Origin of the sequence: Afipia clevelandensis ATCC 49720, from assembly GCF_000336555.1 — a bacterium.
Classification (GTDB): Bacteria; Pseudomonadota; Alphaproteobacteria; order Rhizobiales; family Xanthobacteraceae; genus Afipia; species Afipia clevelandensis.
In genome coordinates this window covers 3,331,647-3,349,323 of sequence record NZ_KB375281.1, presented here as the reverse complement: position 1 = coordinate 3,349,323, position 17,677 = coordinate 3,331,647, and the positions used below count along the sequence as shown (strand labels likewise).

The 17,677-nt window shown below is 62.6% G+C and carries 16 protein-coding genes; 10 read left to right on the top strand and 6 right to left on the bottom strand.

From position 1 onward, the window contains the following. Window positions 1-18: 18 nt before the first annotated feature. The 7 genes from rbfA to HMPREF9696_RS16005 all read left to right on the top strand — a co-directional run bounded on the left by rbfA (window position 19) and on the right by HMPREF9696_RS16005 (window position 8,403). Complete coding sequence (rbfA, locus tag HMPREF9696_RS16035) at window positions 19-441, top strand: 30S ribosome-binding factor RbfA (protein WP_002714086.1); 423 nt, start codon at window positions 19-21, stop codon at window positions 439-441. Further along, window positions 441-1,544 carry a tRNA pseudouridine(55) synthase TruB gene (gene truB, locus HMPREF9696_RS16030; protein ID WP_002714085.1) on the top strand — a complete coding sequence of 368 codons (1,104 nt, stop codon included), beginning with the start codon at window positions 441-443 and terminating at the stop codon, window positions 1,542-1,544. Before rbfA ends, truB begins: the two co-directional genes overlap by 1 nt. A 2-nt stretch (window positions 1,545-1,546) precedes the next feature. Then, entirely contained in the window at window positions 1,547-1,816 is a 270-nt protein-coding gene (gene rpsO / locus HMPREF9696_RS16025; RefSeq protein WP_002714084.1) for a 30S ribosomal protein S15, read from the top strand. Between the two features lie 298 nt (window positions 1,817-2,114). Beyond that, a complete protein-coding gene (gene pnp, locus HMPREF9696_RS16020) occupies window positions 2,115-4,259 on the top strand; it encodes a polyribonucleotide nucleotidyltransferase (RefSeq protein WP_002714083.1) in 2,145 nt (714 codons plus the stop codon). Between the two features lie 162 nt (window positions 4,260-4,421). Continuing rightward, complete coding sequence (locus HMPREF9696_RS16015) at window positions 4,422-5,156, top strand: superoxide dismutase (protein WP_002714082.1); 735 nt, start codon at window positions 4,422-4,424, stop codon at window positions 5,154-5,156. Between the two features lie 317 nt (window positions 5,157-5,473). After that, window positions 5,474-7,639: a catalase/peroxidase HPI gene (gene katG, locus HMPREF9696_RS16010; RefSeq protein WP_002714081.1), complete on the top strand. Its 2,166-nt coding sequence runs from the start codon at window positions 5,474-5,476 to the stop codon at window positions 7,637-7,639. A gap of 167 nt (window positions 7,640-7,806) precedes the next feature. Next, a complete protein-coding gene (locus HMPREF9696_RS16005; RefSeq protein ID WP_002714080.1) occupies window positions 7,807-8,403 on the top strand; it encodes a glutathione S-transferase family protein in 597 nt (198 codons plus the stop codon). A 6-nt stretch (window positions 8,404-8,409) separates the two neighbouring features. Here HMPREF9696_RS16005 and fabV read toward each other — a convergent pair whose 3' ends face one another. The 3 genes from fabV to fabA all read right to left on the bottom strand — a co-directional run bounded on the left by fabV (window position 8,410) and on the right by fabA (window position 11,529). Continuing rightward, a complete protein-coding gene (gene fabV / locus HMPREF9696_RS16000) occupies window positions 8,410-9,582 on the bottom strand; it encodes an enoyl-ACP reductase FabV (protein ID WP_002714079.1) in 1,173 nt (390 codons plus the stop codon). Window positions 9,583-9,663: 81 nt separating this feature from the next. Continuing rightward, window positions 9,664-10,887, bottom strand: a complete 1,224-nt coding sequence (fabB, locus tag HMPREF9696_RS15995) for a beta-ketoacyl-ACP synthase I (protein ID WP_002714078.1) — start codon at window positions 10,885-10,887, stop codon at window positions 9,664-9,666. 111 nt (window positions 10,888-10,998) lie between these two features. Beyond that, window positions 10,999-11,529: a 3-hydroxyacyl-[acyl-carrier-protein] dehydratase FabA gene (gene fabA, locus HMPREF9696_RS15990; RefSeq protein WP_002714077.1), complete on the bottom strand. Its 531-nt coding sequence runs from the start codon at window positions 11,527-11,529 to the stop codon at window positions 10,999-11,001. A gap of 233 nt (window positions 11,530-11,762) precedes the next feature. Here fabA and irrA point away from each other — a divergent pair, with 233 nt between their 5' ends. After that, a complete protein-coding gene (irrA, locus tag HMPREF9696_RS15985; protein WP_002714076.1) occupies window positions 11,763-12,248 on the top strand; it encodes an iron response transcriptional regulator IrrA in 486 nt (161 codons plus the stop codon). A gap of 97 nt (window positions 12,249-12,345) precedes the next feature. Here the strand turns inward: irrA and HMPREF9696_RS15980 are convergent, their stop codons facing one another. After that, the gene (locus HMPREF9696_RS15980; RefSeq protein WP_002714075.1) at window positions 12,346-12,873 is read right to left on the bottom strand and encodes an SH3 domain-containing protein; all 528 of its coding nucleotides are present in this window, start codon (window positions 12,871-12,873) and stop codon (window positions 12,346-12,348) included. 269 nt (window positions 12,874-13,142) lie between these two features. Here HMPREF9696_RS15980 and HMPREF9696_RS15975 point away from each other — a divergent pair, with 269 nt between their 5' ends. After that, window positions 13,143-14,147: a 2-hydroxyacid dehydrogenase gene (locus HMPREF9696_RS15975; protein ID WP_002714074.1), complete on the top strand. Its 1,005-nt coding sequence runs from the start codon at window positions 13,143-13,145 to the stop codon at window positions 14,145-14,147. 75 nt (window positions 14,148-14,222) lie between these two features. On the opposite strand, the gene HMPREF9696_RS15970 is transcribed toward HMPREF9696_RS15975, so the two are convergent. Beyond that, window positions 14,223-15,023, bottom strand: a complete 801-nt coding sequence (locus HMPREF9696_RS15970) for a HesA/MoeB/ThiF family protein (protein WP_002714073.1) — start codon at window positions 15,021-15,023, stop codon at window positions 14,223-14,225. Between the two features lie 193 nt (window positions 15,024-15,216). Between HMPREF9696_RS15970 and HMPREF9696_RS15965 the strand changes: the two genes are divergently transcribed. Beyond that, a complete protein-coding gene (locus tag HMPREF9696_RS15965) occupies window positions 15,217-16,611 on the top strand; it encodes a serine protease (RefSeq protein ID WP_002714072.1) in 1,395 nt (464 codons plus the stop codon). Window positions 16,612-16,736: 125 nt separating this feature from the next. Here the strand turns inward: HMPREF9696_RS15965 and mutM are convergent, their stop codons facing one another. Continuing rightward, complete coding sequence (mutM, locus tag HMPREF9696_RS15960) at window positions 16,737-17,618, bottom strand: bifunctional DNA-formamidopyrimidine glycosylase/DNA-(apurinic or apyrimidinic site) lyase (RefSeq protein ID WP_002714071.1); 882 nt, start codon at window positions 17,616-17,618, stop codon at window positions 16,737-16,739. Window positions 17,619-17,677 lie beyond the last annotated feature (59 nt).

The window sequence follows — 17,677 nt, the reverse complement described above, 5'->3', positions numbered from 1 at the left end:
ATTTTTCAGGACTGTTCCATGCCCCGCCAACAACGCGGCAAGTCACAAGGCTCCGCCTCCGGCGCGTCGCAGCGGCAATTGCGCGTCGGCGAGCTTGTGCGCCATGCCATCTCCGACCTGCTGTCACAGGGCAGCGTGCACGATCCCGCACTCGAAGGTCACATCATCACCGTGCCCGAAGTGCGGATGTCCCCAGATCTCAAGCTCGCAACGGTCTACGTGATGCCGCTCGGCGGACGCGGCATCGACGACGTGATCGCCGCGCTCGACCGCAACAAGAAGTTTCTCCGCGGCGAAGTCGCGCATCGCGTTAACTTAAAATTTGCGCCTGATCTTCGCTTCCGCGTTGACGAACGATTCGACGAAGCAGAACGGATCGAGAAATTACTGAGAACACCCGCGGTTCAAAAAGACCTCAAGACAGATTCGGACCAGGACTGATGAATGTGACCACTCCAGACAGCGTGATCGCGCCGCAAACCGCCGATTCGAACACGCCTGCCGAAAATAATTTTTCTCCTGAGCGCGCGCGCCATAACGATCCGCGCCAGCAGCAGGGCGGCAAGCAGCGACAGCAGGGCAACCAGCAGAAGCGCGACCGCCGCGACGTTCATGGCTGGGTGATTCTCGACAAGCCGATCGGCATGACCTCGACCCACGCCGTCGCCGTGCTCAAGCGCCTGTTCAATGCCAAGCGCGCCGGCCATGCCGGCACCCTCGATCCGCTCGCCTCCGGCGGATTGCCCATAGCGCTCGGCGAAGCCACCAAGACCGTTCCGTTCGTGATGGATGGCCGCAAGCGCTACCGCTTCACGGTGTGCTGGGGCGAGGAACGCGACACCGACGACACCGAGGGCCAAGTCACCCGGACCAGCCCCGATCGCCCCAGCGAGGAGGCGATCCGCGCGCTGCTGCCCCAGTTCACCGGCACCGTCCTGCAGATCCCGCCACAGTATTCGGCGATCAAAATTCAGGGCGAGCGGGCCTATGACATGGCCCGCGACGGCGAGGTGGTCCCGCTACAGCCCCGGCCGGTGGAGATTCACGAATTAACCCTTGTGGAACAACAAGGTACCGAACGCTCGGTGTTCGAAGCCGAATGCGGCAAGGGCACCTATGTCCGGGCGCTGGCCCGCGATATGGGCCGGATTCTGGGGTGTTATGGCCATATTTGCGCCCTCCGGCGCACGATTTGCGGCCCTTTCACCGAAGACGACATGATTCCGCTGGCAGATTTGGAGGCTTTGTGCGATAGAGCCGCGTCTGGCGAGGGCAGCCTCGCCGACGCGCTTTTGCCCGTTGAGACCGCGCTGGACGACATCCCGGCACTGGCCGTCACACGGGCGGATGCCGCAAAGCTCCACAGGGGCCAAGCGGTTTTGTTGCGCGGACGGGATGCGCCAATTTCAAACGGCACAGTCTATGTCACTGTCGGAGGAAGGCTTCTGGCCCTCGCCGAGATTGGCAATGGCGAACTCATCCCCAAGCGCGTGTTCAACCTGACCGGACTGACTGCCAGTCCTGTTCACAAAGAAGGTGTTTGACGATGTCGATTGCCGCAGAACGCAAAGCGGAAGTCATCAAGACGAATGCAACCAAGGCCGGTGATACCGGCTCGCCTGAGGTCCAGGTCGCGATCCTGTCGGAACGCATCGCCAACCTCACCGAGCACTTCAAGACCCACAGCAAGGATAACCATTCCCGCCGTGGCCTTCTGAAGCTGGTGTCCACGCGCCGTTCGCTTCTCGACTACGTGAAGAAGAAGGACGAGGCGCGTTACAAGGCGCTCCTCGAAAAGCACAACATCCGTCGCTGACGGAACCAGGCGCGCGCATCCTTGCGCGCGTTTTCGCATGACCCGGTCGGTCATGCTTCGACCAGCGCGCGGACCTTCCGAATGTCCGCGCGGCGTGTCCAGCAGCAATCCGGCGGCTGGGCGTAAACGGGTAAGAGGCCCGTACCATCGGAAGGATGGACGCCATTCTAAATTCAAGAACCATGGCAGGATCGCAGGACTCTGACGCGCTCGCGCGCACGCAGCGTCCCGCAATCTTGCGCATGGTTTTTGTGTTTCAGGCGTCCGTTCTTTCGTGAACCCATGAAAGACAATGACAATGTTTACCAAACACTCGGTTGAGATCGACTGGGGTGGACGTCCACTCAAACTCGAAACCGGCAAGATCGCGCGTCAGGCCGACGGCGCCGTCATGGCGACCTATGGCGAAACCATCGTGCTCGCCACCGTGGTCGCCGCCAAGTCGCCGCGCGACGGCGTCGATTTCCTCCCCCTCACTGTCGACTATCAGGAAAAGACCTACGCGGCAGGCCGCATCCCAGGCGGCTACTTCAAGCGCGAAGGCCGTCCGACCGAAAAGGAAACGCTGGTTTCCCGCCTGATCGACCGCCCGATCCGCCCGCTGTTCGCCGATGGCTGGCGCAACGAAACCCAGGTCATTGTGACGGTGCTGTCGCATGACATGGAGAACGATCCGGACATTCTGGCGCTGGTTGCCTCGTCCGCCGCGTTGACGATTTCCGGCGTGCCCTTCATGGGCCCGATCGGCGCAGCCCGCGTCGGCTTCGTCAACGACGAGTTCGTTCTCAATCCGACGCTCGACGAGATGAACGACACCAACCTCGATCTCGTCGTCGCCGGCACCGCCACCGCCGTTCTGATGGTGGAATCGGAAGCCAAGGAACTGCCGGAAGACGTGATGCTCGGCGCCGTGATGTTCGGCCACAAACACTTCCAGCCGGTCATCAAGGCGATCATCGAACTCGCCGAGAAGGCCGCCAAGGAGCCGCGCGAGCTGGTTGCGACCGTCAACGAAGCGCTGGAGAAGGAAATCCTCGGCATCGTCGAGCAGGACCTGCGCAAGGCCTACAGCATTCCGGTCAAGCAGGAGCGCTACGCCGCCGTTGGCGCGGTCAAGCAGAAGCTGCTTGAGCATTTCTTCAAGGACGGCGTCGAAGAGCGCTACGAAAAGCTGCGCGTCCTCGACGTGTTCAAGGAAGTCGAAGCCAAGATCGTACGCTGGAACATTCTCGACACCGGCAAGCGCATCGATGGCCGTGACCTGAGCACGGTCCGCCCGATCATCGCCGAAGTCGGCGTGCTGCCGCGCGCTCACGGTTCGGCGCTGTTCACCCGCGGTGAAACCCAGGCGCTGGTGGTGACCACGCTCGGCACCGGCGAAGACGAGCAGTACATCGACTCGCTGTCGGGAACGTACAAGGAGCGCTTCCTGCTCCATTACAACTTCCCTCCCTTCTCGGTCGGCGAAACCGGCCGCCTCGGCGGCACCAAGCGCCGCGAGATCGGTCACGGCAAGCTCGCCTGGCGTGCGATCCATCCGGTTCTGCCGGCGCATCACGAATTCCCCTACACCCTGCGCGTCGTCTCGGAGATCACCGAGTCGAACGGCTCGTCGTCGATGGCTTCGGTCTGCGGCGCATCGCTGGCGCTGATGGATGCGGGCGTTCCGCTGAAGCGTCCGACCGCGGGCATCGCGATGGGCCTCATCCTTGAGGGCGATCGTTTCGCCGTGCTGTCCGACATTCTCGGCGACGAGGATCATCTCGGCGACATGGACTTCAAGGTGGCCGGCACCGAAACCGGCATCACCTCGCTGCAGATGGACATCAAGATCGCCGGCATCACCGAAGCGATCATGAAGCAGGCCCTCGCGCAGGCGAAGGACGGCCGTATCCACATCCTCGGCGAAATGGCGAAGGCGCTCACCAACGCCCGCGCCGAACTCGGCGAGCATGCGCCGCGCATCGAGGTGCTGCAGATCCCGACCGACAAGATCCGCGACGTGATCGGCACCGGCGGCAAGGTGATCCGCGAGATCGTCGAAAAGACCGGCGCCAAGGTCAACATCGAGGACGACGGCACCGTGAAGGTCGCCTCCGCCAACGGCGAATCGATCCGCGCGGCGATCAAGTGGATCAAGTCGATCACGTCCGATCCGGAAGTCGGCCAGATCTATGATGGCACCGTGGTCAAGGTGATGGAGTTCGGCGCATTCGTGAACTTCTTCGGCCCGAAGGACGGCCTGGTTCACATCAGCCAGCTCGCTGCCAACCGCGTGCAGAAGACCTCCGACGTCGTCAAGGAAGGCGACAAGGTCAAGGTCAAGCTGCTCGGCCTCGACGATCGCGGCAAGGTTCGCCTGTCGATGAAGGCCGTCGATCAGGCCACCGGCGAAGACCTCGAAGCCAAGCAGAAGACCGAGAACGCGCCCGCAGCGGAGTAAACGTTGTCACATTCGCGTGTGACGATCACAAAGGGGCGGCATTTTGCCGCCCCTTTTCGTTGACCCCATGCAAAACTCGATCAAGGGCGCGGCGTAATTCTGCACGGGCCCGGCGCGTCCGCTCCGGATCAGCAAGCGCGCCTTCACATCAGGGAGACTTTCATGTCATCGATATCCCGACGTCATCTCATGACCGCCATTGCTGGCGTAGCAGCATCGGCCGCCGCGCCGCGCATGGTCTTTGCGCAGGCGGCCGCACCGGCTGCGAGCGGCCCCTTCACATTGCCGCCCCTCACCTACGCAGCCAATTCGCTCGAGCCGCATATCGACGCCAAGACGATGGAAATTCATCACGACAAGCATCACGCCGCCTATGTCGCCAACATGAACAATGTCGCGAAAACCCATCCGCAGCTTGGCACGACGCCGATCGAGAACATTCTCGGCAACATCAATGCGCTTGATGACTCGATCAAATTCACGGTGCGCAACAATCTCGGCGGCCACGCCAACCACACGATGTTCTGGCAGATCATGGGGCCGAACGGCGGCAAGCCGGAGGGCGAAGTTCTCGCTGCCATCGACAAGGACCTCGGCGGTCTCGAGAAATTCCAGGCCGACTTCAATGCCGCGGGCGGACGTCAATTCGGCTCGGGCTGGGTGTTCGTCACCGTCAGCAAGGACGGCAAGCTCGCGATCGAAACCCGCCCCAATCAGGATTCGCCAATCATGGATGGCAAGCGCGTGCTGATGGGCAACGATGTCTGGGAGCACGCCTATTATCTGAACTACCAGAACCGCCGGCCGGACTATCTCAAGGCGTGGTGGAACACCGTGAACTGGGCGAAGATTTCCGAGCGTTACGCCGCCGCGAAGGCAGGAACGCTGACGATTTGACAAGTTGCGGACGGCAACAAGGGCGGCCTTCGGGCCGCCTTTTTATTTGCCTGTCAGGTTTGGCTGCGATGTGAGGATGTCTGCTTCACGCCATCAGAATAATTGATCGCAGCACAAAGAAAAACCGACTGGACCTGATGTTGGAATTCTTCCAAAGTCGGCCCGTACAGTTCTCAAGGTGACACCCGTCCGTCGCGCCAGCGACAGCCATTTCAGCACGGCATCCGTGATCCCGATCATCGGGTCTTGGCCGCATTCATGACGGGCACCGCACCGGAACACGCTAACCAGCAATCAGAATAAGCGGAGACGACACCATGGACGCAAAGACGGACGACAAGGGTTCGGGCAAGTGCCCTTTCTCGGGCGGCAGCGCAGGACGCTCGAACCGAGACTGGTGGCCGGAAGCCCTCAGCATCGAAATGCTTCACCGCAATTCCAACCTGTCCGATCCGATGGACAAGGGCTTCGACTACGCCAGGGAATTCAAGACGCTCGACCTCAAAGCCGTCATGAAGGACCTCAAGGCCCTGATGACGGATTCGCAGGAATGGTGGCCGGCCGATTTCGGACACTACGGCGGCCTGATGATCCGCTTGGCCTGGCACAGCGCTGGCACTTACCGCATCACCGACGGCCGTGGCGGCGCCGGTCAGGGCCAGCAGCGTTTCGCGCCGCTCAACTCGTGGCCTGACAACGCCAATCTCGACAAGGCCCGCCGCCTGCTGTGGCCGATCAAGCAGAAGTACGGCAAAAAAATCTCCTGGGCCGATCTCATGGTCCTCGCCGGCAACGCCGCGCTGGAATCGATGGGCTTCAAGACCTTTGGCTTCGCCGGCGGTCGCGCCGATGTGTGGGAGCCGGAAGAACTCTATTGGGGTCCCGAAGGCACGTGGCTCGGCGACGAACGCTATAGCGGTGAGCGCCAGCTCTCCGAACCGCTGGGCGCGGTGCAGATGGGCCTGATCTACGTCAATCCGGAAGGCCCGAACGGCAATCCTGATCCGGTCGCGGCAGCGAAGGATATCCGCGAAACCTTCTTCCGCATGGCGATGAACGATGAGGAAACCGTTGCGCTGATCGCGGGCGGCCATTCCTTCGGCAAGACCCACGGCGCGGGCGATCCGTCGCTTGTCGGCCCCGAGCCGGAAGCAGGCGCGCTTGAAGACCAGGGCCTCGGCTGGAAGAGCAAGTATGAAACCGGCATTGGCATGCACGCCATCACCGGCGGTCCGGAAGTCACCTGGACGCAGACGCCGACGAAGTGGAGCAACCTCTTCTTCAAGAATCTGTTCGAGCACGAATACGAACTGACGAAGAGCCCGGCCGGTGCCAAGCAATGGGTGGCGAAGGATGCAGCGGCCGATGTGCCCGACGCCTTCGACAAGTCGAAGAAGCATCGCCCGACGATGCTGACCACCGACCTCGCGCTGCGCTTCGATCCGGCCTACGAGAAAATCTCGCGGCGCTTCTACGAGAACCCGAAGGAGTTTGCCGACGCCTTTGCGCGTGCGTGGTTCAAGCTCACGCACCGTGACATGGGTCCGCGCGCGCGCTATCTCGGCCCGCTTGTGCCGAAGGAAGTGCTGATCTGGCAGGATCCCGTCCCGGCCGGCAAGAAGCTGACCGACAAGGAGGTTGCGACCCTCAAGGCCCAGATCCTTGCAAGCGGCCTGACGGTTCAGCAGCTTGTCTCGACGGCATGGGCTTCGGCCTCCACGTTCCGCGGCTCCGACAAGCGTGGCGGCGCCAACGGCGCGCGTATTCGCCTCAGCCCGCAGAAGGACTGGGACGTCAATAATCCCCCTGAACTCGCCAAGGTGCTCAAGAAGCTCGAGGCGATCCAGCAGTCGTTCAAGGGCAAGGTCTCGCTCGCCGACCTGATCGTTCTCGGCGGATCGGCTGCGATCGAGAAAGCGGCGAAGGCTGCCGGGGTTAACGTGAAGGTGCCGTTCACCAGCGGCCGCGCGGATGCGTCACAGGCTCAGACCGATGTCGACTCTTTCGCTCCGCTCGAGCCGCGCGCCGATGCCTTCCGCAACTACGTCAACAGCAAGAAGACGCAGTTCATGAAGGTCGAAGAGGCCCTGGTGGATCGTGCGGCCTTGCTGCGGCTGACCGGACCGGAAATGACCGTCCTCATCGGCGGCCTGCGTGTCCTCGGAGCGAATGCCAACGGCTCCAAGCATGGCGTCTTCACCAGGAAGGTCGGCACGCTGACCAACGACTTTTTCGTCAATCTGCTCGACATGGGCACGGAGTGGTCGCCCGCCGGCGACAACCTGTACGAAGGCAAGGACCGCAAGACCAAGGCCCTGAAGTGGACCGCGACGCGCGCCGACCTGATTTTCGGCTCGCACTCGCAGCTCCGCGCCTTTGCCGAAGTCTATGGCTCGAGGGATGCGAAGGAGAAGTTCGTCAAGGACTTCGCGGCGGCCTGGGTCAAGGTGATGAACGCCGACCGTTTCGACGTCAAATCCTGATCCGCGCCAGAGGCCGCCGAACAGTTGGCCTGACATCACTGCATCAACAAGCCCCGCGACATTGTCGCGGGGTTTTCTTTTGCGCCAGATTTGCTTGGGCCGGATTTGCTTGCGCCATACCTCGAATCTTCGCACAAAGGGCAAACCGTCCTTCCGGAGGCACGCCCATGATGAAGCTCTACTGGTCGCCGCGCACGCGGTCGTTCACCGCGCTATGGCTGATGGAAGAAACCGGCGTGCCCTATGAGCGTGTGCTGATCGACATCCACAAGGGCTCACAGCGCACGCTGGAATTCCTCGCGGTCAATCCGATGGGCAAGGTTCCTGCCCTTGCGGACGGCGATTCAACGCTGGCCGAAGCCGCCGCGATCTGCGCTTACGTGGCCGAGCGCTATCCGGAGGCCGGGCTCGCGCCGCCGCTCGGCGATGAGCATCGCGCCAAATATCTCTACTGGCTGTTCTTCGCGCCGGGCTGCATCGAGCCCGCCATCGCGCAGATCGCCACCAAGATGGAATTGAACCCGGTCGCCGCCGGTTGGGGCGATGCGCAGCGCGTGTTCGATGTGCTGGAAGCTGCGCTGGAAGAAGGCCCGTGGATTCTCGGCGAGAAATTCTCCGCCGCAGACATCGCCATCGGATCGGGACTGAACTTCGCGGTGCGCTCGTTCAAGATGGTGCCGTCGCGTCCGGCGTTCGATCGTTATCTCGACCGCTGCGCCGCGCGCCCGGCGTTTGAGCGCGCGCAAGCGCTTGCGATGGGATGATCGGGCTTATTCCGGCACAACGCGCGGATCGACATCCTTGGCGTAATCGACGCCCTTGATGCCGAATCCGAACAGCCGCAGGAACTGGCTGCGGTATTCTTCCAGGTCCGCCAGTTCGCCCATCGTCTCCGTCGACAGCAGCGGCCAGCGGCGCGACACCTCGGCCTGAACCTTCGGCGACAGCTCCCAGTCGTCGACCCGGATACGCTGCTCATCGTCGAGTTCGGTGTTCTTGCCGAGGCGCGTCCGGAACAGGCGGTCGATCTGCTCGATGCATCCTTCATGAAGCCCGAGCTGTTTCATGACCTTGAACAGCACCGTGCCGTAAAGCGGCACCACCGGAATTGCGGAGCTGGCCTGCGTGACCACGGCTTTCAGGGCCACAACGCGCGCGGCATCCGGTCCAAGGCGCTTGCGGATCGCCTCCGCCTTCTGGTCGAGATCGACCTTGGCGCGGCCCAGCGTGCCCTTCCAGTAAATCGGCCAGGTCAGTTCGCTGCCGATATACGTGTAATTGAGCGTCTGGAAGCCCGGTGCCAGCACACCCGCATCCGCGAGCTGATCGATCCATCGCTTCCAGTCATCGCCACCCATCACGGCGACCGTCGCAGCCGCCTCGTCCTCGGTCGCAGGCATCAGCCCGGTCTCGTAGACTTCGCCCGTCTCTGTGTTGAGCGTCTTGATCTCGACGCGCTCGCCAAGCGGCTTGATGGCCGAACGATAGGTCTTGCCGGTCACCGGATCGGTGCGGACCGGCGCAGCCATGCTGTAAACCAGCAGATCCAGTTGGCCGAACTTCTCGCGCACCTGCGCGATGAAATCTTTCTTCAGCTCGTCGGAGAACGCATCGCCCTCGAGGGTCACCGGGGAGCGGCCGATCTTCCGCGCCTCGATCTCGAAGGCGCGGTTGTTGTACCAGCCCGCGCTGCCGGTCCTCGTCGCGGTGGGCTCGCGCTCGAGCGACACACCGATGGTGTCGGCGGCGCCGGCGAACGTCGCAACGATGCGGCTCGCAAGGCCATAACCTGTCGAACATCCCAGCACGGCGACACGCTTGGGACTCTCAGCGAGAGCGCCCTGCTTGAGAACGTAGTCGATTTGCTCACGGACGTTCGCAGCGCAGCCGGCAGGATGCGCCGTGGTGCAGATGAATCCTCGCACACGCGGTTCGATAATCATGCAAAATCCAATTCAAACTGTTGAAATGTCTCTGCGCGCCTTACGCGGGCGCGCCGAGCCAGCGAGAGGAGACGGATGACATCAGGCATCGACGTGCTTGAACACCAGCGTCGCGTTGGTGCCGCCGAAGCCGAAGGAGTTCGAGAGCACCGTACTGATTTTGGCGTTGTCGATGCGCTTGCGCACGATCGGCATGTCCGCGAAGGCCGGATCGAGTTCCTGGATATTCGCGCTCTCGCAGATGAAACCATTGTTCATCATCAGCAGCGAGTAGATCGCTTCCTGCACGCCGGTTGCACCCAACGAATGCCCGGTCAGCGACTTGGTCGCCGCGATCGGCGGGCACCTGTCGCCTGCACCGAACACAGCGCGAATCGCGCCGATTTCCGGCGGGTCGCCCGCAGGCGTCGATGTCGCATGCGGATTGATGTAATCGATCTTGGTATTGACGGTGGACATCGCCATGCGCATGCAGCGCTCGGCGCCCTCGCCCGACGGCGCCACCATGTCATAACCGTCCGAGGTCGCGCCATAGCCGACGATCTCGCCGTAAATCCGCGCGCCGCGGGCCTTGGCGTGTTCAAGCTCCTCAAGCACCAGAACGCCCGCGCCGCCGGCAATGACAAAACCGTCGCGGTTGACGTCGTACGCGCGCGAGGCCGTGGCCGGGGTGTCGTTGTATTTCGACGACATCGCGCCCATGGCGTCGAACAGCACCGACATGGTCCAGTCCAGATCCTCGCAGCCGCCTGCGAAGATAATGTCCTGCTTGCCGACCTGGATGGTCTCGTAGGCATTGCCGATGCAGTGATTGGACGTGGCGCAGGCCGAAGAAATCGAATAGTTCACGCCCTTGATCTTGAACCAGGTCGCGAGCGTTGCGGAGGCGGTGGACGACATCGCTTTGGGTACAGCGAACGGACCGACCCGCTTCGGTCCCTTGGTGCGGGTGATGTCGGCGGCATCCACGATGGCGCGCGCGGAGGGACCGCCCGAACCCATGATGATGCCGGTGCGCGGATTGACGATGTCGGATTCTTCCAGCCCCGAGTCGCGGATCGCCTGCTCCATCGCGACGTGATTCCACGCCGCGCCCTCGCCGAGAAAACGCATCGCGCGGCGATCGACCACATCGGCGGGATTCAGCGTCGGCCGGCCGAACACCTGCGAGCGGAAACCGAGCTTGGCATAGTCTTCCGAATGGGTGATGCCCGGCTTGGCATCGTAGAGGCTCGCAAGCACTTCCTGAGTGTTGTTTCCGATGGAAGAGACGATGCCCATCCCCGTGACCACAACCCGCCTCATGTTTCCTCGCCCTTAGTTGCTGCGCTCTTGAAATCAGCGCCTTCGCCTGCCCGCGCCGGGATTGTATCCGGCAATTCCGAAGCTCAGTCTCGTGAGCTCACCAACCCTGCATCACGTTCCCGGCTGCAATGGGGCGTCCTGCTGGAATAAGCCGACTTTCAGATCCTTGGCGCGATAGATGATCTCATCATCGGCCGACAGCGTTCCGTCTGCGATGCCCAGCCAGAGCTTGGAGCGCATCACGCGCTTCACGTCGATAGTGTACACGACCTTGGTGACGTTCGGCAGAACCTGACCGGTGAACTTGAGTTCGCTCAATCCCAGTGCGCGGCCCCGCCCCGGCCCGCCGGACCAGCCGAGAAAAAAGCCGACCATTTGCCACAGCGCGTCGAGACCCAGACAGCCCGGCATCACGGGATCCCCCTTGAAGTGGCATCCGAAGAACCAGAGGTCCGATTTCACATCCAGTTCGGCGCGCACGAGACCCTTGCCATACTCGCCGCCATTGTCGTTGATGTCGGTAATCCGGTCGAACATCAGCATGGGCGGCAGGGGCAACTGGGCGTTGCCCGGTCCGAACAGCTCCCCCCGGCCACAGGCCAGAAGCTCTTCGTAGGTGTAGCCGTTCTGGCGGTCTTTCATTGCGGTCCCTTGGTTTTGGCATGCCGGTCCTGCGGCAGCATTGCCGGACCTCTAACATAGGCGAACCGGGGGTCAAAGTGGTCCTAACCGCCCGATTCGGGGCCATTTTTAACCGGTTTCAAAGGCTTCCAGTTGCGAAAAACTTGCATGTAACTGCATCCTTTCCTATACTTCAGGGCAACAAACCCTTTTGGCGGGCAGATGTGCGCTGCCCCATGCGTATGAGTGACCTGATGGATGACGTTGTGATCGCCGAGACCAAGCACGAGGACCCGCACGGCCACCACGGTCATGCGCCCGCGCTCACCGGATGTCCGTGGCATGACGTCAACGAAATGTTGCAGTCGGTGGGCCTGCGTCCGACCCGTCAGCGCATGGCGCTGGGCTGGCTGCTGTTCGGCAAGGGCGGCCGCCATCTGACCGCAGAAATGCTGTACGAGGAAGCGACCCACGCCAAGGTGCCGGTGTCACTCGCCACCGTTTACAATACGCTGAACCAGCTCACCGAAGCCGGCCTGCTGCGTCAGGTCAGCGTCGACGGCACCAAGACCTATTTCGACACCAATACCAGCGCCCACCACCACTTCTATATGGAAGGCAGCCATGAGTTGGTCGATATTCCCGATCAGCACCTGATGCTGCAGAAGATGCCGCAGGTTCCGGAAGGCTACGAGATCGCCCGCGTCGACATGGTCGTGCGCCTGCGCAAGAAGCGTTGAGCGGCTTTTCGCCAAACCAAGTTTTCCAATGAAATGGCCGGGTCATCCCGGCCATTTTCATTTGTGTCTGTGAAGTCGCGGTGAAGGCGCCAGACCTTCAGTTCACCTTCTCATCGGCGTAGACGCCCCACAGCCGCTGCTGCTCGATCCAGCCGTCGAAGCCGTTTCCGGCGATGCGGCACCAGCCCTCGTTGCAACGCTTCACCGTCGCGACAACGCCGGCCTGCAGTTTCGCCGCTACTCCGCTGGTTGCATCGGCGCGGTCGTAGATCGGCGCGAGATCGTCCTTCTTCTTCATGGTGACGACGGCCGTGCGCCGGCCCGACAGCAGCGAGTGGTAAACCCACCCCTCCGCGCCTTCGGAATCGCGGACCCGCCGCCAGTTCTCGAACTCCGCTGTGATTTCCACCGGCAGCCCGGAGCGGGTGTAGATCCATGTCACATCCTGGTCCTTGGTGGGACCAGCGCGGACATTGACGTGGTCGGACTTGAGGCTGACGTATCGCGGCACCGGCAGGCCGCTTGCCGTGCCGGGCGCGTTGGCGGCAAGGCCTGCCCCGCATGCCGCCGCCCAGATCGCGCAGCCCAAGGCACTCTTCGAGGCGAAATTCCGAACAAAACCCATCACAAATTCCCTTGCGCGGCCCCACACCGCTCCCCCGTCCGGGATACCCGCGCGTTCAGGAACCTCGACGGCTAAAAGCCCTGGGTTCTTGTCTTGGCCCGGCCTTCTGCTAGAGAGAGTCCACGGGCCAAGCACCTGAAAAGCTGCGAAAAGCTCACCGGACCGGCGACGAATGCCTACCTTCGGACAGGCCGGTTAATGTCGACTGAACGGCCGGATCAAAGCGTCCGGAACGGTGAATCCGCTCAACATCGAGGGGCCTCTGGAGAATGGTTGCGGGTAAGAAAAAGCCTCTGGTGGTGGTCACGCGAAAGCTGCCTGACAGCACCGAAACGCGCATGCGCGAGCTTTTCGATACCCGGCTCAATCTCGACGACACCCCCATGACCCCGGCCCAGCTCGCCGAAGCCGTCCGCTCCGCCGACATTCTGGTTCCGACCGTTTCTGACCAGATCACCGCCGAAATTCTGGGTCAGCCCGATGTCCGCCTCAAGCTGATCGCGAACTTCGGCAACGGCGTCGACAACATCGACGTGGCTGCGGCACTTGCGCGCGGCATCATGGTCACCAACACACCGAAGGTTCTGACCGAAGACACCGCCGACATGACCATGGCGCTGCTGCTGGCGGTGCCGCGCCGCCTGATCGAGGGCGCATCGATCCTTCCCGAGGGCAAGGACTGGCCGGGCTGGTCGCCGACCTGGATGCTGGGCCATCGCCTCGGCGGCAAACGCCTCGGCATTATCGGCATGGGCCGTATCGGACAGGCGCTGGCGCGCCGCGCACATGCCTTCGGATTGCAGATTCACTATCACAACCGCCGCCCGGTCGCCCCGCAGATCGAGGAAGAGTTGGGCGCAACCTATTGGGACAGTCTCGATCAGATGCTGGCGCGGATGGATTTCATCTCGGTGAACTGCCCGCATACGCCGGCGACATTCCATCTGCTCTCGGCGCGGCGGCTGAAGCTGATCCGCAAGGATGCCTACATCATCAACACCGCGCGCGGCGAAATCATCGACGAGGCTACGCTCACCAAGCTGATCGAGGATGGCGAGATCGCCGGCGCAGCGCTCGACGTCTACGAGAAAGAGCCTGCGGTGAATCCGAAACTCGTGCGCCTCGCCAAGGCCGGCAAGGTGGTGCTGCTGCCGCATATGGGCTCCGCCACCATCGAAGGCCGTGTCGAGATGGGCGAGAAGGTGATGATCAACATCCGCACCTTCCTCGACGGCCATAAGCCGCCGGACCGCGTGCTGCCGGGGGTGGCGTAGAGCGAAGCGACGAAGCCATCCAAATCATTGGGTTGCTTTGCTTCGCTCGCAATGACGCCGTGGAGAAGTGACCGCCTACCTGTGCCCGCTCAAATCCGTGATCGCCGGCGAATCGCCATTGAGCGGGTTTGACGGATCGCGCGCATAGCGCAACGTCTCGAACCGCATCGCGCGTGCGTCGATCATCACCAGACGACCGACAAGACCTTCACCGAACCCGACGATTTCGCGGATCGCTTCCAGCGCCATCATCGACCCGAGCACACCGGCGAGCGCACCGAGCACGCCCGCTTCCTCGCAGGTCGGCGTGGTGCCGGGCGGCGGCGCTTCCGGAAACAGGCAGCGATAGGTCGGGTTGAGATTGCCGTTCGCGTCCCTGTCATACGCGCGGATCGTGGTCAGCGACGCATCGAACACGCCGAGCGCGCCTGCAACCAGCGTCTTCTTCGCCAGATAGCAGGCGTCCGACACCAGATAGCGCGTGGAGAAATTGTCGGAGCCGTCGACTACCACATCGTAGTCGCCGAGAATGTCGAGAGCATTGGCCGCATTGAGGCGCACTGCATGGGTGCGCAGCATGACATGCGGGTTGAGCGCGCGAATCCTGTCCGCCGCGCTCTCGACCTTCGGACGTCCCACATCGGGCGTCGCATGGATGATCTGGCGCTGCAGGTTGGACAGCGACACCGTGTCGTCATCGACCACGCCGAGCGTTCCGACGCCGGCGGCGGCGAGATACATCAGCACCGGCGCGCCGAGGCCACCGGCGCCGATCACCAGCACGCGAGCCGCCTTCAGCGCAGCCTGACCGGGACCGCCGACCTCGCGCAGCACGATATGGCGCGCGTAGCGCTCCAGTTCTTCGGTTGTCAGCATGCCTGTTGTCGTTTCCATTCGCGCGCCGATTCAGAATCGGCTTCGTTCCACTTTATCTCAGGCCGGGATGAACCGCTGCGCCGCAGCCGCAGACATACCATACCGGAGCGTGATCCTGCCCGAAAACCGGTATCCCCTTTTCGGCATCATGCTCTATGCTTGATCGCGCCTGTTCCCAGCTACGAGACCATTCATGAAATTGCCGCTCGTTGTGATCGCCGCAGCCTCGGTCGCCGCAACCATGGCCGCCCTGCCCGGCGCCGCGCGCGCCCAGACGCCCGCCAAACAGAAACCCAGGCCGGCTCCGGCGCATGTCAGTCCCAAGCCGGTGACGACAGTGCCTATCCGTCCGGCCGTGCAAACGCCGGTCGACACCGCCAAAGCGATGGAGCAGGCCGAACGTCTTGCCATCCAGTCCGATCTCGCCTGGATCAGCCTCTACAACGGTGCGATCAACGGCGAGGCCAGCGAACGGATGGTGGCGGCGATCAAGGCCTTTCAGAAAGATCACGGCGCCAAGCAGACCGGCGTCCTGAACGCGCAGGAACGGAGCACCCTGAGCGCCGACGCAAAGAAACTGCAGGACAATGTCGGCTGGAAGATCATGACAGACGCCACCAGCGGCGCGCGTGTCGGCCTGCCGTCGAAGCTGGTGCCGCAGGTGATCAGCGATGTGAACGGCACCAAATGGTCGTCCGCCACCGGCACGATCCAGATCGAATTCCTGCGGCGCAAGGAAGCCAATGCGACTACAACCACCATGGCGGCGAAAGAGAGAAAGCTGAACGCGCGCAAGGTCGATTACAGCGTGGTGAAGCCGGATTTCTTTGTGCTCTCGGGCATGCAGGGCCTGAAGAAATTCTACATCCGCGGCCAGACACGCGGCGATGAGGTCCGCACCCTCACGATCCTTTACGATCAGGCCACCGAAGGCACCATGACCCCGGTCACGGTGGCGATGTCGAGCGCCTACAATCCATTTCCCGGCGGCGTGGCGCAGGCCGGGCCGCCGCCGCGCAAGAAGGTGGAGTACGCAACGGGCATCGTCGTCAGCGCCGACGGCGCCATCCTCGCAGACCGCCAGATGACCGAAGGCTGCATGACCATTGCCGTCCCGGGCCATGGCAACGCCACCCGCGTCGCCGATGACGAGGCGCGCGAACTCGCGCTGTTGCGCATTTACGGCGCGAGCGGACTGAAGCCGCTGGCCATGGCTGGCAGCGGCGCAACAAAGCCGGGTGTCACGCTCACCGGCATTGCCGATCCGCAAAGCCAGGGCGGGCGCAGCACGGTGACGTCTGTTGCCGCGACTGCAACGCACGCAGGCGCGGAGGCATCGCTCTCGCCTGAACCCGCGCCCGGGTTCTCCGGCGCAGCGGCTATCGACGGCGATGGCAAGTTCGCCGGTCTGGCACGGCTCAAGCCTGCTGTGGTGGCGGGGTCCGCCGGGACGCCGCTGCCCGCACAGGCGCTGCTTGTGCCAGCCGATGCGGTGCGCGATTTCCTGAAAGCCAAAGGCCTGACGATCTTGTCAGGCCCGTCCGATGCAAAGGCGTCGGTGCTGCGGCTGATCTGCGTGCGGAAGTAACGCGGGCGCAGGCGAATTTATAATCCGTCATTGCCGGGCTTGACCCGGTAATCCATCTTTTCAAAAATTCTCTTTTGATGGATGCGCGGGTCAAGCCCGCGCATGACAACATGAGATGTTGAGTTTCACTTCTGACAGACCGGGCACCAGAAGGTGGAACGCCCGTTTTGTGTGAACCGCCTCACCATGCCCTTGCACTTCGGCGTTTTGCAGGGCTCCCCCTCGCGGTCATAGACCAGAAACGAATGCTGGAAATAGCCAAGCTCGCCGTCGGTCTGTCGATGATCGCGCAGCGACGAGCCGCCGGCCTTGATCGCGGCGTTCAGCACCGTGTGAATCGAGTTGACCAGACGCTTGGCATGATCGGTCGGCGCATCCTTGCGGTCGGCGAGCGTGGAAGCCTGCCGCTTGGGCGACAGATGCGAGCGGAACAGCGCTTCGCAGACATAGATGTTGCCGAGGCCCGCAACAACGCGCTGATCGAGCAACGCTGCCTTCAGCGATGTCTTCTTGCCCGCGCAGGCGTGCGCCAGCATCGCGGCATCGAATTCGTTACCCAGCGGCTCGGGACCGAGACCGCGCAGCAACGGCTCGGCTTCGATTTCCGCCCGCGGAATAATCTTCATGTAGCCGAAACGGCGCGGATCGTTGAACGAGATCACCGCGCCCGAGACCATGTGAAACACCACATGATCGTGAGTGCGGTTTTCGCTGCGCGGATAGTGAAAATCGCCCGGCGTGCTTTCGCCTTCCGGAAGCATCACACGGAATGAACCGGACATGCCCAAATGCATCAACAGCACGTCGCCGCTGTCCATGTCGGCCATCAGGTATTTGGCGCGGCGGCCCAGCCCCGCCACGACGTGGCCCTCCAGCCGGGATACGAAATCCTTCTGGAACGGAAACCGCAGGCCGTCGCGGCGCGTCTCGACGCGCGCGATCCGCTGCCCCTCCATGACCGGCTGCAGGCCGCGGCGGACGGTTTCAACCTCGGGGAGTTCAGGCATCCGATACCCATTATCAAATAGCAGGACCCGGCATATTAACCTTGCGGTCAAGCCTCGGG